The following is a 15,801-nucleotide window of genomic DNA, read 5'->3' on the forward strand; positions in this document are numbered from 1 at the left end:
AGGATAAAAGAGGAGGGGGTATGGCGGAAAAGATTCAACTAATAAACTGTTCCTTTACCAGTGAAGCGTCTTTGTATTTGGCTTATATGCCTTTCGTCAAAGGCGGAGGGATCTTTATACGAACGAATCATATTTATCCTCTGGGTGAACTGGTTCAATTATCAGTAAAATTAGTTAATGAGCAGGAAGCTTATTCTGTGAATGGTAAGGTAGTATGGATCACTCCAAAAGGAGCACAGGGCAACAAGCCGTCGGGAATAGGGGTGCAGTTCCAGGGTGAGAACAGTAGATATCTATGCAATAAAATAGAAACTTATTTGGCAGGAATGTTAAAATCAACCCAGATGACCGATACTATCTGATTTGATTTATATAGAGGATTCACATGTTAGTCGATTCACATTGCCATTTAAATTTCATTGATTTAGCGGATTTTAATAATAATCTCTCAGAAGTTATACAACGCGCAAAAGAAAATGGCGTTCAACATTTTCTAACGGTCTGTGTTGAGTTAAGCGATTACCCTCAATTGGAAGCTATCGCCGCTGCGTATTCTAATATTAATATTTCAGTGGGGGTCCATCCTAATAGCGAAATGGATACTCCGGTAACAGCAACACTTCTTTGTGATTTGGCGGCAAACCCGGCCTGCATCGCAATAGGAGAAACGGGGCTTGATTACTATCGAACTCTTACTGATGAAGCCCAGGAAATGCAGAGAGCGCGATTTAGAGAGCATATCAAAGCCGCATTAATTACCTCAAAACCCTTGATAATTCATACTCGTCAGGCAGCAGAAGATACCCTCTTATTAATGGCTGAAGAAAATGCACAAAACATTGGTGGAGTAATGCATTGCTTCGCTGAAGATCTGGATATTGCCAGAAGGGCTATAGACCTTAATTTTTACATTTCATTTTCTGGTATTGTTACTTTTAAAAACGCAGTAGCATTACAGGAAGTTGCAAAACAGATTCCATTAGACCGGATGCTTATTGAAACCGATTCTCCCTATTTAGCTCCAGTTCCTTTTCGAGGAAAGCAAAATCATCCAGCGCTGGTAAAACATGTTGCTGAAGCAATTGCAGAGCTAAGGGGAATAGATTACGAAACAATTGCACGAATAACTACTGATAATTTCTATAGATGTTTTAAAATCAATGAACCATCGCCAAGATTTTATTGAAAATTGACTCTGTGCATAACGAAAAGCGGTCTTGCCCGCCCTTCCAATTAGCCTTAAATTTTTGTTGACGAAATGCTAAATCTTTAATTCGAAATGTTATCGAAATCTCGCTAAAAGTCCTTCTCCCTCAGGGAGAATGTGTCGACGGCGGATGAGGGGATCTTAAAACGATTAAAATTATCTATTAAAATATTTAGTCCAACCAAAAAAGCTCGAGTAGGTTGGGCCTCGGCGCAACCTACTTTAGCTCTAGTTGATTTTTGTGAGGATCGTTCAAGAACAAGTCGCTGCAAATAGTCTGCGAAGTTGAATTGTAAACACACCCTGGTTTATTGATTTATAAGGAACAATGCTGTTCTGGTAGAAATTCACTGCTTGGACTAAAAACCCAACAAATAGAAGGTAAGTTGTTCTTTTGGCGCAATATGTGATTTTTGTGGTAAAATACAGCCCACTCGATTCAATTGTGAGAATATAATGCAAGAATGGTTGGTGTCATTTTTTCAAAATATTGAAGGATCAACTTTAACTCTAAATGGAAAAACGTATAAGCGATCTGACTGTATTCGAATAGGTGGAGGCGCTGAAAAGCAAGTATGTCAGTTTAAAGGCGAATCTTTTTGTTTTTTTATACCGAACAGATATCAAAGTGAACAACAATGGGTTCATAAAATTAATCTTGAAAAATTAATTCTCGATGAAATAAGCCAGCTAGGATTAAAAACACAGCAATTTGAAGTGGTTGATATCGAAATTGCTGTTCCTGGCTCACCGACTCGTTCCATTAAAGGACTTTTGACCCAGGATTTTGAGAGCCTTTGTCAGCATGAAAATATCGTTATTCATGATTGTAAAGGGGACAAAAGAGTTATAGGAACTGCTCCTGATTTTCACAGCATGAGAGAACAATTCAAAAATAAAGAGTTTGTTCAAAAAATGTTTAAACAACTCATCAAAGAATATGCTGTTGCCTACACTTTTTCACTGCCTATAAACATATTACAATTAAATGATGACAGTCAGCACATTATTTTTGAACTGCCGAAAGACATTAGTGAGCCGCCTGTGGTTCGATATATGTTTTGGGATGTTGTTTCCGATGTGAAGTCACTGCCATTCGAATTTATGGTTCCAACTTTGAACCGTTTTAAAAGAGGGCCAGACGAATTTAATCGCACCAATAATGATGTTGCTGCGTTACTTTATCTCTCCAATACCGTGGCATGCTCTATATGGGATATGCACGACCACAAAAAGCACAATCTTTTAGATATAGGTGATCAATTTGATTTTGTTGATGAATTGCAATCGGATATACTCAAGGCTATCAATAACGATGTATTTCTCAAGGATGCTCTAGAGCATGCTCAATCATTGGCGATTCCCTATTTTAATAAGCTCTTTGATGAGTTAAGGACTGAACCTAAAGAATTTAATGCGGACGAGTTTAAAGTACTCATGCTAATGGCCATTTCATCAGGCCATATGGAGGTAATCGAACAAGTTTATCGATTACGACCGCAGTATATTGCTCTATCAGAAAAGTGTATTGATTCACTACTCATTGCATCAAGAGAATATGGTAATCTAGAAGTTATTGAATTTATAACCAGCACCTTGGGCAAAGAAAAGAATAATTTTGAAAAGGAAAGAAAATTACAAATTCAGGAGCAAGAAAATCGAGTTAAAAGTGAAGAATTAAAGAACCATTTTTTACAGAAATACACCAAGCAGTTGATTTCCGATAAGCGATCATGGTGTGGCTTATACTCGTTTTTTGCAACAAGCCATGTTAGAAATGAAATGGATTTAACTGAATTGGTCAAGCATGCTCAAGGTTTATCTAGACAAGGAACGGGTAAGCGAAGTCAATTAGTGATGAAGGAATTGGGATGGTTAGATGCTGACAACAATATCATTGGAGAGTTGAGTACCATTATGATCCAACCAACTCGCTGAATAGTTAAATTAAAATGCAGGAACCTAGCCCCTGTTCGATTCGCTTTATATATAGTCGGCTTAGTTTTTATAAAGCAAGCTAAAAATGAAACACACACATCCCAAAGTAATCATGCTGAGTGGAAGAATGTAATCATTGGTAGTTAGTACAATGCCAATTACGCCAGCAATCAACGCTGCTGTGCTCATGCGCATCGTATTGATCACCGCAGTTGCTGATGCGGCCAGTTCGTTAAAATCTTTCAGTGCCAGAGATAGAGCTGGTGGATTGGTTATGGTCACTCCCAGGGTGACTAATAATAAAGGAAGCAGGCATCTTAAGCTAAACCCTATGGATAAATAGAGGATGAGTGAAATGGACGCTCCAAAAATGATCATAAGACTACCAAAACACATATTCCATTTTGTGGAAAAATAGTCTCTGAGGCGTATACCAATGTAGTTCCCCAGGATCATTGTGAATCCATTGAAAGCAAAGATATATGCAAACGTTGTCGGAGAGTAGTGAAGTTGGTCAATGATTAAGTAAGTAATATTGACGATTAGGATCATGATGTTAGTGAATGAAGCCGTAAGTATAGTCATCCCTAGAAGCAGTTGTTTGTTTTTAATAATATGCATGTACTGTTTTAGTGACTTTAAAAATGAAAATGTTGATTTATGCCTGCTCCATGAAGGGGATTCTTTTAAAAGCGGTTTGGCCAGAAACAGCAGGATGCAACCAACTATTCCCATAGATATAAAAGTAGCTTTCCAACCCAAATAAAGAAAAACTAATGCGCCAATCATAGGAGCAAAAATTGGAGAAATGGATACAATCATTGAGATATGTGAAATGATATTGGCACGTTCTTTGGTCATCTCATAATCTCGGGTTGAAGATAGGGCGATGACTCCGGAACAGCAGATAAAGAAACTTTGCAACGCTCTGCCTGCAATTAACATATAGATTGAATTGGATTCAATGCAGATCAAGGTAGCAACCAAAAATAGCGACAGACTGATAGTAAGCGATCTCAACCGGCCAAAATGATCAATCAAAGGTCCCCAAACGAGCTGCGCTAATCCATTCACAAAGAGGTATACGCTTAGAGTCAGTTGTCCTAATTCATGGGTAGTATGAAAATAATTGATAATGGTTGGTAATGCAGGTTGATATAAATCAAAGGTTATTAATGAAAAACCTGAAAGACAAGCAATATAAAAAAATGGGGTTTTTGTCACGAGCTTCATATCCTTGATATTAAATCCAGTTATCCTAACGATAATACCTGTAATGCAATTAATTCTATGAGAACTTTGTCAGTTATCTTCGTATTTAGTACTATATGCTAACTATATCATTAACAAAGGTATTCCATGAGTTTATATATCGGTTTAATGTCTGGCACCAGCATGGACGGTATAGATGCCGCTTTGGTTGACCTGCCTTCTAATAAACTAGAGTGTGGAATTACCAAAAAATACAGTGACGATTTAAAGAAGCGGATTGATGAACTGGTGAATGGCAACTCACTAAGTCTTGCCTCAATCTGTCAAGTCAATACATTAATTGGCAGAGAGTTCGCTCTCGCTGTAAAGGAACTGTTACAAGAGGCTAAAGTGTCTCCAACAGAGATCATGGCAATTGGAAGTCATGGACAAACAGTGTGTCATGACAGTTCTTGTGCCATTCCTTATACCTTGCAGTTAGGATGTGGGCATACTATTTCTTCATTAACTGGAATAACGGTAGTCGCTGATTTTCGCACAAGAGACCTGGTTAATGGTGGGCAAGGAGCCCCATTTGCACCACTTTATCACCATGAATTATTTTCTAAATCTGATTCTGAAATCGCATTGGTCAATATTGGTGGTATTTCCAATGTGACCCTTATTAAGCCTGATTATCCAACTCGTGGTTGGGATGTGGGACCTGGAAACTGTTTGATGGATGCATGGATTATGAGTCATATACAAAAAACCTACGACGCTGGAGGTTCCTGGGCAAAACAAGGAACAGTAATTGAGCCTTTATTGACGCAATTGCTGGAGGATCCATTTTTTTCTTTGCCCGCTCCCAAGAGTATTGGTAAGGAATATTTTTCCCTGGCCTGGTTAGAAAAGCACATGACTGAGCAATACAATCCCATAGACGTTCAAGCTACCTTACTGGCTCTGACTGCACGAACAATCGCCAGCGCTATTAACAGCAATCAGGTCGCAATGAAACACGTTTATTTATGCGGTGGAGGCACTCATAATACTCATTTGCTCCACTCTCTGACCCGTTTATTACCTGATATGAAGGTATGCAGTGTTGCTGAGGCCGGTGCCAGTCCTGATTATTTGGAAGCGATGATGTTTGCCTGGTTCGCTTCTCAAACCTTGAATAATATCCCCGTCAATTTAACTGCAATAACTGGTGCGAAAGAGCTTGCAATATTGGGTGCAGTATACCCTATAATAAAATGATATTGACAAACCAAATCGCCTTGCGTTTAAATGGGCAATTCTCATCAGAGTGAATTTAAATTGAGCGCACATTACACCGTAAAAGCAAAAGATGGAGTGGGTGATAGTCTGGCAGCAGCGTACTTTATTTTTTTTCTCGCAGCTTCATTCTATTTGTATGAATTTATTCTTCAGGTTGCGCCAAGTGTCATGGCAGAATCCATGATGAAAACTTTTGGTGTGACCGGTCAGGGATTTGGTGTCATTTCAGCCTTTTATTTTTATGCTTATGCCCCATCTCAGTTACCTGCCGGTGTATTGTATGATCGCTATGGCCCCAGAAAATTAATGACATTTGCCATTATTTTATGCGCCATAGGCTCTGCATTTTTTGCTTCAACTGACAGTGTGTTCACTGCGTGCATCGGAAGATTTTTGATTGGTATAGGCTCTGCATTTTCTTTTATCGGTGTACTGGTGCTTATTTCACGCTGGTTTCCACCGTATTATTTCGCCATACTTGCAGGTATTGCTCAATTGATGAGTTCAGTAGGTGCCATGTTTGGTGAAATGCCTCTTGCTGCATTAATTGATCATGTTGGATGGCGTAATGCAAGCTTCATTTTGTCAGCGGTGGGGTTTATCCTGGCTGGTTTTTTTTGGGCTTTTATTCGCGATTATCCTCATCAACAGAATCAGTCGATTCCTGAACATTATTTAAGGGATGAATGGAAGCGTCTGGTCGCTGTATGCAAGCATGCCCATACATGGATTACAGGTGGTTATGCTTTTGCCATCTGGACTCCTATAGCAGTTTTTGCTGCACTATGGGGTGTCCCTTATTTACAGGAAAAATATCAAATTAGCGTGGTTGCTGCATCAGGGTTATGCAGTATGATCTGGATTGGAATCGGTATAGGAAGCCCCTTATTAGGTTGGCTGAGTGATCGCATTCAAAGCCGGCGTATCGCCTTGATTATTAGTGCTGTATTAGGATTGTTTGCAACGTTAACATTGCTTTACTATCCAGATCTGCCTTATAGCTGTTCTTACCTTATTTTGTTTATTCTTGGTTTGGGTGCCGGGGGACAGACTGTAAGCTTCGCTGTCGTTAAAGAAAACAACCCCCCTGAGTTGGTTGGTACCGCATCAGGATTTAATAATTTATCTGTTTTAATTGGTGGAGCAATCTTTCAGCCTATGGTTGGTTATATTCTGCAGAACACTGGGTCCTGGCGATTGGTCAATGGGGTCCATGTATATGATATTTCCAGTTATCAAACGGCTTTATTAGTCATGCCACTGTGCTTTTTGGGAAGCTTGCTAATCTCTGCATTTTTGATAAAAGAAACACATCCTGCTCACCGACATTAACTACATTCTAACGGGGCGGCATTGATTTTTTTTCAAGTTACTCCATTAGTGTTGCAAGAAATGCACCTCGTAAAGAGGTGCATTAATTAGATAACTCTTACGAGACATAATCAGATTTATAACGAAAGTTCACTTTGTTCAGTGCTCTTTTCCCGTTGCTCCAGGTTGTTGCCCAAATCATCATTTGTTCTAAAATTGGGTTGATAAAATCGATGTATATTCTTAATAAATGTGCTCTCTAGCGCGGTATTTTGACTTACTGGCCTAGTGGATTCAATACTGGAGATGTTATCCACAATTTTTGAGAGGGTAAGTATTATTGATGATGTTCCTGCGATAAGGATAGACACCCCCATATAAACACTTAATGGCATTAGTGGTAATACGAAAGGAAGTATGGCCAAACCGCCAATAGCGGGTATAAGCCATGCAATTGAATAACAGACACTGAGTATAGTCTTATAAACGAGTGTATCTGTCCACTCTTTAGAGTTGGCTTCAATTGCCTTTAAGGCGCTATCCAGGGATATGGTATTCTGGCTTAATTGAGAAATTATTGTATACAGCTTTTTGTAATGATCTAATACTTCTGATTGAGAAATGGAGTGCTTGCTATAAAATCGTTCAGAGTAAAAGTCCCTTATTTTTTGCAGGTCTTTTTTTGTGTTTATTAAAACATCATTATGACCCTCGGAAATTAGATCAGGGCATTCGCGTTGAGCTATTTGCCTTTCATCTTCAATTAAATTTTGAAATACTTCAAATTGTTTATCAATAGCTTGAAACTTGCTGCTTAATGTCATAATGCATCCTTAGTGATTTAATCTTTTATTGGTATTCTATAGCGCTTGAATTGGGTATTCAAATAACGGATTATAGGCTTTCTATGGTCATAATGCTGATGTATTTTCTAAAACAGATGATTTATTTTGCCGTATAAAGGTCAATGTAATGAATATCAAAAACAACAATTCAACCAAATTACAATAAAGTCCGAAGTGAAGATTGTTATGATTTTGATAAAACAGGCTTGCAAGCTCAATACCGATTGCCCCAACAATCATCACACTTAAACTGATCAGGGCAGATGCGGTGCCTTTGCTTACTGAAGTGACAAACAAGCAGAACCGGTTTAACGGTGCGTTAATGACACTTAAGGCAAAAAAATAAATTATTACACCTGGAATTAAATAGATGTAATTATTTCCATAGAAATAAGGTAATACAGCCATTAGAATAATTCCTGCGGTTAATATGACGCAACCCAAATAAATAATGCTTTTAAGTTCCATCTTGTAGGTCAGGCGGTGTAAAAACCAGTTTCCTAATATCGTTGCGCCAAAAATTGGCAGTTGCCATAATCCGTACTGAATGACTGTTAATTTCGCCTCTGTGATCATAATTATTGGCGCGAGGGCAATCCAGGCAATGCAGGGAATGCCAACCAGGGCTATTGCCAAGGCACTGTAACAAAATGTCGCATTAGACAGCAATTCCCAATAGTTTTTAAATACAGTGGTCAATGAAAATGATGATCTTGGGATCTGGTGACCGTCTTTTTTGATTTGACCTATTGGTTCAGGCATGTATCGATACAACCCCCAAAGAGCCAAAATAGCACAGAGAGCGATCAATACAAAGATAACTCTCCATGAGGTGTAGTGAATAATAATGGCACCTAATATTGGTCCTAACAGGGGTGCTAAAATCGCAGCATTAGCCATGATTGCTATTAAGCGAACTGCGTCCATTTCTTCGAACAGCTCTTGGATGGTTGCATAGCCAATAACGCCTATAAAGCACAATCCCATACCCTGGAAGAATCGAGCTGTCAGAAACTGATCCATGGAGTGTGAACAGGCAATCAGTAAGGTAAACACGAAGAACAAGCTTGCACCAAGTAACATCATGGGTCTTCTGCCATAGGCATCAGACACTGGGCCAAGGATTAGCTGGAGACTGGCTCCACCAAGAATATATACAGTAAGTGAGGTTGCAACCATAGATTCAGGCGCATTAAATGAAGTCACTACATGAATCATCCCGGGCATGATCATGTCATTGGCTATATACGTAAGAAATTCATACAAGACTAAAAAACAGGCAAAGGTAATGGCATGTCTGCGTGATATATTAATAATTGGTTCAGACATAGCTTGTGCCTTATGAATCAAATTTTATTGGACAGTAGTATAGTATATACCTGCTCTGCCCCGTTTTTCGATAGAAATATCAATCAATATGAAAAAAAAAATCACATCATCTGGCGTAAAAATTCCTGCAAATGATGTTTTTCTTCTTGGTGGCTCAGATACGTTTTTAATCGAGTTATAGAATTTGAGTACTCATCATGATTGATGACTCCTCTGATCAGTTCAAAACGCAAATAAACGCAGTAGGTATTCAGGACATCAGTCTCACAATAATCTCTTATTTCTCTAATCTGACCTGCAGCATAGTGTTCCCAGACTTTTGATCCGCTCATTCCCATTTTACCCGGGAAACCGAGCAGGGTGGATATGTCATCTAGCGGTGCAAAGGCTTTATTTTGATATCCTGCAATAAGATCCATCAGATCAATATGGCGATAATGGAATCTGCTTAAATAATTGTTCCATTTAAAGGATTGCTGATGTTCGCCCGTTTCCCAGTAGGTTGGGGCACTTATACCGTGCAATAAAGAGCGATAGTGTAAAACTGGTAAATCAAAACCGCTGCCATTCCAACTGATCAGTGTTGGAGTGTGTTTATCAATGCCGGCAAAAAAACGAGTAATTAATTCTTTTTCATCAGAATTCTCATCTCCGAGAGACCATACTTTAAGCTGAGAACCTTGGCTGAGTACTAATGAAATAGCGCAAATTTTTTGTAGGTAGTGAGGAAGAAAATCGTTCCCTGATTTTGCTCGGCGTAGCGAAAACATGGCTTGCGAGATTTCATTATCGGATAAACCATCCAGATCATATAATCTTCGACCTGCATCGATGTCGGGTATGGTTTCAATATCAAATACGAGTACGCTCATGATGCCATTAATGGGAGTTTATTCATTAAAATTGTATCATGGGGAGTAGGGTATTGCTATTGATTAGGAACACGGCGGTTTGGTGACAACTAATGTCTTTTGTAGGATATAACCAGGTTCTTCATGTTCTTGTTTCGACCTGGAAATGGCATGGATTGTGAAGATTAAATTTGCTACTATAGTTTCTTTAGGTACAACATACCTGGATTTTTAACTGATTAATATCATGAATTATAAACTGTTTACTCTTTTATTCTCGGTATTGCTGCTTAGCTCCTGTGTTAGCCATCCGCCCAGAGATGTAAATAATATATGCAATATATTTAAACAATATCCTAAGTGGTATTCTGATGCTAAAGATGTAGAAAAACGGTGGAAAGTTCCTGTTCCAGTCCAAATGGCCATTATTCATCAGGAGTCTAAATTTGACGCCAGTGCGAGGCCGCCCCGTACGAAACTCTTATGGATAATACCATGGAAAAGACCTTCAACAGCTTACGGCTATACCCAGGCATTACGGTCAACTTGGAAACAGTACAAGCAAGACAACGGGTGGTTTTGGTCCTCTCGCGATGATTTTGCTGATGGAGTTGATTTTATCGGCTGGTATGCCAATCAAGCCGCTGTCAAAGCAGGAATACCAAGAACAGACGCTTATTCGCTTTATTTGGCTTATCATGAGGGAGTTGGCGGATATCAGAGAAAAACTTATCTGCAGAAGCCCTGGCTTATATCAGTGGCGCGTAAAGTGAAAGTAAAATCACAAACTTATGCCATGCAACTTAACTCATGTCAGGGGACAATGAAATCCCATTCATGGATCTGATTAAGTGATTGGTGTCTGGCGCGAGATCGATCACTAAAAATTTTATAATATTTCACTGGATTGGTATTATACTATAATTCCAGTCTTTAAATTTAGACCAATTATTAAGGAGTTTTTGATGCGGTTAATGCTTTTAGGTGGTCCGGGTGCAGGAAAAGGAACCCAGGCTTCGCGTTTAATTGAACGTTATAAAATTCCTCAAATTTCAACAGGAGATATGTTACGAGCAGCAATAGCTCAGCGTACACCCTTGGGTTTAAGCGCTCAAAAGATTATGGAAGCAGGTGGTCTTGTATCCGATGATATTATAATTGGTTTGGTTGAGGATCGCTTAAAACAACCAGATTGCGCAAACGGTTTTTTATTTGACGGTTTTCCCAGAACCATTGTTCAGGCAGATGCTTTAAAGAACGCCGGAATTTCTTTGGATCATGTGATTGAAATTGCAGTAGATGATAACGAGATTATAGAACGGATCAGTGGACGTCGAATTCATCAACAGTCTGGACGGGTTTATCACGTTATCAATCATCCACCCAAAAATCCTGGAGTTGACGATCTGACGGGCGAACCCTTGATTCAACGTGATGATGACAAGGAAGAAACCGTGCGTAAACGATTAGAGGTCTATCATTCTCAAACTGCACCGTTAATTACTTATTATAAAAATTGGGCTAATGAAGGCTCTAGTGAGGCACCTCAATTTCACACAGTTGTTGGTACAGGAACTGTAGATCAAATTTTTGATGAAATTGTGACGTTACTTGAAGTTAAGGAATAAATATGCCAAGCCAAACTTTAGTTAGCGCTGATTTTGAATCATTAATTAACGAAAATGAATTGGTTTTTATTGATTTTTGGGCTGAGTGGTGTGCTCCGTGCAAACAGTTTTCAATGGCCTATGAAAAAGTCTCTGATCAATTTCCAGGTGTTGTATTTGCCAAGGTCAATATTGAAGAGCAACAAGATCTGGCTGAATTTTTTGAGATTCGCTCCATTCCCCATCTTATGGTATTCAAAGACAGCATAGTGATCTACTCGGGTGCAGGAAGTATGCCCGAGTCGACGCTAAAGGAATTGGCTCAACAAGCTCTGGATGCTGATGTTACTGAAATACGGGCTCAACTTGAGCAGGATAAGCAGTAAGATTCGCTATATATTCTTTTAGTTCATTTTTACTGGCGACGTCCATTGACAGATCAAGTTTGGTTCGTCGCTCTAGTACATCATCGGCGCTTTTTGCCCACTCCTCTAAAATCAGGTAATCCACCTCAACTTGATAGAGACTGTTTCCAAATTTTCTTCCCATTGCTTCAATATTAGTACATTGAGAAAGGAACAGTTCAGTATGACTGCCATAATTATAGAGATAGCGGTTGAGTAATTCAGGATCCAGCCAATGATATTTTTCTCTGGCATAGATCACATATTCGTCAAAACTCATTGTACCTAATGTAGCACCAGGCAGTGGAGTGGTTTTGGTTCGAGACGGATGCATTTTGGGAAATATTGAAGACAGCTGATCTACAATGTCTTCCGCTAATTGTCTGTATGTTGTAATTTTACCACCAAGAATGGTCATAATCGGAGCTGGTACTGTATTGAATTCATAACTGTAGTCACGGCTTAACGACTTAAGATCTTTCCCTTCATTGGCAATAAGAGGTCTTATTCCACTCCATGAATAAATAATATCCTCTTTGTGAATTTTAATTTTAAAATATGAATTAACCAGAGTTGATAAATAGATGATCTCTTCTTCGCTAATTTCAATATGATCCAGAGCACCGGTGTATTCCACATCGGTAGTACCAATCATACTAAAGCCATGAAAGGGTATGACAAATACGACCCGTTTATCATCATGCTGTAAAAAATACGCATGCTTTCCCTCGTAAATTTGAGGCACTACAATATGACTTCCTTTTACAAGGGTCATCTCGTTTTTAATAGTAGATTGTGTTAGCTGGGCTATGGATTTAACCCAGGGTCCAGAGGCATTGATAATGCATTTCGCATAGGTTTTATAAATAGGACCGTTACTTGGTTGAATGGTTAATTGCCATAGTTTATTAACTACTTCCGCTTGAATCACTTTAGAATGAGGGCGTATGCTTGCCCCATGATTTTTTGCTTGAATGGCATTAATAATCGTCAACCGTGCATCGTCTGTTGACGCGTCGTAAAATAAAAACCCTCGATTTAATTGGTCAATCAATGGATTAAAATAGGTGTTTTTTGGAGATCTGTGTATGGTTTTGCTGTTTGGTAAATGATTTTTTCGGCTTAAATGATCGTAAAAAAACAATCCCAGTCTTAATAGCCAGGAGGGACGCATGTGCTTTTGGTAGGGCAGGATAAATGATTGGGGATGGACCAGGTGTGGAGCCAGATTTAATAACGTTTGACGTTCATTCAGTGCTTTTTTAACCATTCCAAATTCATAATGTTCTAAATAACGTAAACCACCATGAATTAATTTGGTGCTGCTTGACGAGGTTTTAGAGGCTAAATCATCCTGTTCAAAAAGTACAACGGAGAGTCCCCTCAGTGCTGCATCTGCGGCACAGCCGCAACCATTGATACCTCCTCCAATAATTGCAACATCAAAAACCTGTCCCATGTTTTTGTCTCCGCCAGAAGAAAAAGTATAATTTAATAGTAAAGTATCTTTTGGTGAAAAGATATTTGAATTCGCTATTTCAAATGATTTAAATTCTTCATAAAGCAATTTATTTTGCCGAGATAGCTTATCTAGGTATGTTGAAAATAATTAGATAACATGTCAACAGTACCTAAAAATTAAAGAGAAGACTCATGTACAAACAATTTCCATTAAAGTGTTCTCTTAATGGTCTTTTGATGTATTGATTAAGATATCCAAGTTCAATAGTACTCACTTGAGTTGTTTTGTAACCGAGGCCAATAAAAGCTCGATTTTGATCTAAACCAACATTTCTTTGGATGTTAAAATGATTGAGGTGATAAAAAAGCTCATCCATTGCAATAAGACTTAGTTGTTCATGATTAGGGATTGCATAGGCTAATCTAAATAATTGTCTGTATCTCCAGGCGGTATGATTCCTGTCTTGTATAAAACGTTCTTCAAGTCGGGATCTAAGCGTACCTGTAACCTGGCTGAACCTCTTGCTCCAAAGTAATTGCTGCCAGATTCTGTTTTCCTCAATCGGCCTTATGCTGAATGGTTGTGCTGTACGAATCCATGCATATCCAAGCCAGAAACTTGTGGTCGGAAGCACCTGGTATCCTATTCCCGGGCGTAATAAGAGTTGTGACAGTTTGGAAGAATCGTCTCCAAATCTGGCTTGATATTCGAGCCAATATTTAAATTTGGAGTGTTTTTTCGATATCGAACCAATGGCCGTAGTGTTAGTCCAAATTTGGAAATCGTTCTCAGCGGCACAACTGACAGTATGAATAATGAAAATCATACAGCAGATGACGATTTTCCATATTGAATTATTTTTTGCCTGGTAATCGTTTTCTATGTTTTGGCTCATTATAATCCTTATGTTGCTAAACAAGGGGGTTGTTGACATGTGCTCCCTTAGCCTATGTTCCGCGCTTTATACGTGGAAACTAGTAACGATCGCAATCATAGTAAGTGATCCGTATAGACTCTGCGCATAAAGCGCAGGAAGTAGGGTCTATAGATGAAAGGTCAACAGCCACTAAGGCAACCATATTAATTCAAACTGTGGTGCTTATCTTCCGGATCCTCTTGAACCACCGCAAATTCGTCTACGTCATCAGCCTCCAGGGGGGCAGGGGGCTTGGTATATTCTCGAAATACACTAAATCGGTGAGAAGTTGATGCTGTTGAGCTGCTGGTATGATCGAACTGCTCCCCATCGTTGTCTTCAGGTATTGGTAATAATTGAGCAAGATTATCGACAGATAATGATAATTTATGAGATATATCGATTAGCCCGGCATGTGCATCGTTCATTTCTTCTATCTGATCTCTAAATGTAATAATTTCAAGGTTCAGCTCGTCAATATCCGAGTTTAATTTTTTTAGCTGTTTTTTTAGATGTCTTTTCTCACAATAGTCGTGCGGTTCATCATGAATTTTTGTTGATAACTCCGCTTTTTGATGTTCCATTTCTGAAATGTGTACCATGAGTTCTCTCATTGGATCTACGGTTTGTTTTTTATTTGCCGCTTTCATTTCGATTAGTTTATCCATAATGATGTGACGTGTTTCAATTAAGTGATTCAATTTATCCGCATGGCGTACTGAAAAAGGCTTGCCAGTGAGGTGGCTGCTAATATAACGCTCCAGTATTGGTACTAATTTTCCCATTGTAAATTCAGTCAGAGTTAACAAATTATCTGTAGCAAGTAATTCCAATTCATTCGTTAAATGTGGCGCTAAAATGATTGCCAGATTTTTTGCTGACATCTTATTTGTTGTTTCAAATGAAGAGGCCATATGCATTAAATAACAGTAATGGTACAACATTTCGCCTGTTCGTTGGTGTTCCAGAGATTTTGATAAAAGAAGTTTGTCGATAAATTCATCCAGGAGGCATATGGCCTCTGATATGATGTCTCCATTAAAATCTCCGGAGCCAATTAAACGGTGGAGCTTTTTTGTAAATACGGACAACATCTCATCGCTTGTGTCCAGTAATAGAGTATCCTTCAATACAAGGTTAAACATACCTAATGTATTGTGTACGTTATCGCTGTTGAACTGCTCGTTAGCGAAAAGATATTGTTCCAATATGTTCCAATTAAAGCCCAGTTCAATCAGTTGCTTTAATAATTCTTCAGTTTCTGACTTTGAGCCAGTAATTCTAAAGATTCCCTGGTTATTTAATAATTCAGGGTACCGTTGCATTAAAAGTGCTACGCAACGAAATGTATTTACGATTTCATGTGTACTGTATCTTGATTTTCCAACCATGGAATTTTCTCCCTTATAAAACTATAAAATACATGGATTAGATTCAAATTAGTAGAGTGATAAAG

General features: G+C 38.7%; 15 protein-coding genes. 8 read left to right on the top strand and 7 right to left on the bottom strand.

Translation table 11 applies throughout. The features are described from left to right. Positions 1 to 20: 20 nt before the first annotated feature. The 3 genes from G543_RS0110725 (at position 21) to G543_RS0110735 (ending at position 3,145) form a co-directional block, all read left to right on the top strand. Positions 21 to 362, top strand: coding sequence for a PilZ domain-containing protein (locus G543_RS0110725; protein ID WP_051190676.1), 342 nt, complete (start codon positions 21 to 23; stop codon positions 360 to 362). Positions 363 to 385: 23 nt separating this feature from the next. Continuing rightward, the gene (locus G543_RS0110730; protein WP_028384508.1) at positions 386 to 1,186 is read left to right on the top strand and encodes a TatD family hydrolase; all 801 of its coding nucleotides are present in this window, start codon (positions 386 to 388) and stop codon (positions 1,184 to 1,186) included. Between the two features lie 477 nt (positions 1,187 to 1,663). Beyond that, positions 1,664 to 3,145, top strand: a complete 1,482-nt coding sequence (locus tag G543_RS0110735; RefSeq protein ID WP_028384509.1) for a hypothetical protein — start codon at positions 1,664 to 1,666, stop codon at positions 3,143 to 3,145. A 60-nt stretch (positions 3,146 to 3,205) separates the two neighbouring features. Here G543_RS0110735 and G543_RS0110740 read toward each other — a convergent pair whose 3' ends face one another. Continuing rightward, positions 3,206 to 4,369, bottom strand: a complete 1,164-nt coding sequence (locus G543_RS0110740) for an MFS transporter (protein WP_238584734.1) — start codon at positions 4,367 to 4,369, stop codon at positions 3,206 to 3,208. A gap of 135 nt (positions 4,370 to 4,504) precedes the next feature. Between G543_RS0110740 and G543_RS0110745 the strand changes: the two genes are divergently transcribed. Together G543_RS0110745 and G543_RS0110750 are read left to right on the top strand one after the other, a co-directional pair. Further along, positions 4,505 to 5,599, top strand: a complete 1,095-nt coding sequence (locus tag G543_RS0110745; protein WP_028384511.1) for an anhydro-N-acetylmuramic acid kinase — start codon at positions 4,505 to 4,507, stop codon at positions 5,597 to 5,599. Positions 5,600 to 5,659: 60 nt separating this feature from the next. Beyond that, positions 5,660 to 6,952 (top strand): MFS transporter, encoded by a 1,293-nt coding sequence (locus tag G543_RS0110750; RefSeq protein WP_028384512.1) that lies wholly within the window; start codon positions 5,660 to 5,662, stop codon positions 6,950 to 6,952. 116 nt (positions 6,953 to 7,068) lie between these two features. On the opposite strand, the gene G543_RS0110755 is transcribed toward G543_RS0110750, so the two are convergent. The 3 genes from G543_RS0110755 to G543_RS0110765 all read right to left on the bottom strand — a co-directional run bounded on the left by G543_RS0110755 (position 7,069) and on the right by G543_RS0110765 (position 9,977). Continuing rightward, positions 7,069 to 7,755, bottom strand: a complete 687-nt coding sequence (locus G543_RS0110755) for a DUF5638 domain-containing protein (protein ID WP_028384513.1) — start codon at positions 7,753 to 7,755, stop codon at positions 7,069 to 7,071. A gap of 87 nt (positions 7,756 to 7,842) precedes the next feature. After that, positions 7,843 to 9,105, bottom strand: a complete 1,263-nt coding sequence (locus G543_RS0110760; RefSeq protein WP_028384514.1) for an MFS transporter — start codon at positions 9,103 to 9,105, stop codon at positions 7,843 to 7,845. A gap of 101 nt (positions 9,106 to 9,206) precedes the next feature. Beyond that, a complete protein-coding gene (locus G543_RS0110765; RefSeq protein ID WP_028384515.1) occupies positions 9,207 to 9,977 on the bottom strand; it encodes a 3'-5' exonuclease in 771 nt (256 codons plus the stop codon). Positions 9,978 to 10,203: 226 nt separating this feature from the next. Between G543_RS0110765 and G543_RS0110770 the strand changes: the two genes are divergently transcribed. The 3 genes from G543_RS0110770 (at position 10,204) to G543_RS0110780 (ending at position 11,949) form a co-directional block, all read left to right on the top strand. Continuing rightward, the gene (locus G543_RS0110770) at positions 10,204 to 10,803 is read left to right on the top strand and encodes a transglycosylase SLT domain-containing protein (RefSeq protein ID WP_028384516.1); all 600 of its coding nucleotides are present in this window, start codon (positions 10,204 to 10,206) and stop codon (positions 10,801 to 10,803) included. Positions 10,804 to 10,921: 118 nt separating this feature from the next. Continuing rightward, complete coding sequence (adk, locus tag G543_RS0110775; protein ID WP_028384517.1) at positions 10,922 to 11,584, top strand: adenylate kinase; 663 nt, start codon at positions 10,922 to 10,924, stop codon at positions 11,582 to 11,584. 2 nt (positions 11,585 to 11,586) lie between these two features. Continuing rightward, positions 11,587 to 11,949: a thioredoxin family protein gene (locus G543_RS0110780; RefSeq protein ID WP_028384518.1), complete on the top strand. Its 363-nt coding sequence runs from the start codon at positions 11,587 to 11,589 to the stop codon at positions 11,947 to 11,949. Here G543_RS0110780 and glpD read toward each other — a convergent pair. The 3 genes from glpD to G543_RS0110795 all read right to left on the bottom strand — a co-directional run bounded on the left by glpD (position 11,909) and on the right by G543_RS0110795 (position 15,736). Continuing rightward, complete coding sequence (gene glpD, locus G543_RS0110785) at positions 11,909 to 13,426, bottom strand: glycerol-3-phosphate dehydrogenase (protein WP_028384519.1); 1,518 nt, start codon at positions 13,424 to 13,426, stop codon at positions 11,909 to 11,911. The genes G543_RS0110780 and glpD overlap by 41 nt on opposite strands. A 172-nt stretch (positions 13,427 to 13,598) precedes the next feature. Further along, positions 13,599 to 14,324 (bottom strand): DUF2490 domain-containing protein, encoded by a 726-nt coding sequence (locus tag G543_RS0110790; protein ID WP_238584735.1) that lies wholly within the window; start codon positions 14,322 to 14,324, stop codon positions 13,599 to 13,601. 185 nt (positions 14,325 to 14,509) lie between these two features. Then, positions 14,510 to 15,736 carry a RhoGAP domain-containing protein gene (locus G543_RS0110795; RefSeq protein ID WP_028384521.1) on the bottom strand — a complete coding sequence of 409 codons (1,227 nt, stop codon included), beginning with the start codon at positions 15,734 to 15,736 and terminating at the stop codon, positions 14,510 to 14,512. Positions 15,737 to 15,801: the final 65 nt, after the last annotated feature.

This window comes from Legionella moravica DSM 19234 (genome assembly GCF_000423305.1).
GTDB lineage: Bacteria > Pseudomonadota > Gammaproteobacteria > Legionellales > Legionellaceae > Legionella > Legionella moravica.

Excerpts from the sequence above, each read along its gene's own strand:
- G543_RS0110770 (WP_028384516.1), top strand. The coding sequence starts at position 10,204 with ATGAATTATAAACTGTTTACTCTTTTATTCTCGGTATTGCTGCTTAGC.
- G543_RS0110795 (WP_028384521.1), bottom strand. The coding sequence starts at position 15,736 with ATGGTTGGAAAATCAAGATACAGTACACATGAAATCGTAAATACATTT.
- G543_RS0110745 (WP_028384511.1), top strand. The coding sequence starts at position 4,505 with ATGAGTTTATATATCGGTTTAATGTCTGGCACCAGCATGGACGGTATA.
- adk (WP_028384517.1), top strand. The coding sequence starts at position 10,922 with ATGCGGTTAATGCTTTTAGGTGGTCCGGGTGCAGGAAAAGGAACCCAG.
- G543_RS0110790 (WP_238584735.1), bottom strand. The coding sequence starts at position 14,324 with ATGAGCCAAAACATAGAAAACGATTACCAGGCAAAAAATAATTCAATA.
- G543_RS0110765 (WP_028384515.1), bottom strand. The coding sequence starts at position 9,977 with ATGAGCGTACTCGTATTTGATATTGAAACCATACCCGACATCGATGCA.
- glpD (WP_028384519.1), bottom strand. The coding sequence starts at position 13,426 with ATGGGACAGGTTTTTGATGTTGCAATTATTGGAGGAGGTATCAATGGT.
- G543_RS0110780 (WP_028384518.1), top strand. The coding sequence starts at position 11,587 with ATGCCAAGCCAAACTTTAGTTAGCGCTGATTTTGAATCATTAATTAAC.
- G543_RS0110725 (WP_051190676.1), top strand. The coding sequence starts at position 21 with ATGGCGGAAAAGATTCAACTAATAAACTGTTCCTTTACCAGTGAAGCG.
- G543_RS0110730 (WP_028384508.1), top strand. The coding sequence starts at position 386 with ATGTTAGTCGATTCACATTGCCATTTAAATTTCATTGATTTAGCGGAT.
- G543_RS0110735 (WP_028384509.1), top strand. The coding sequence starts at position 1,664 with ATGCAAGAATGGTTGGTGTCATTTTTTCAAAATATTGAAGGATCAACT.
- G543_RS0110760 (WP_028384514.1), bottom strand. The coding sequence starts at position 9,105 with ATGTCTGAACCAATTATTAATATATCACGCAGACATGCCATTACCTTT.
- G543_RS0110755 (WP_028384513.1), bottom strand. The coding sequence starts at position 7,755 with ATGACATTAAGCAGCAAGTTTCAAGCTATTGATAAACAATTTGAAGTA.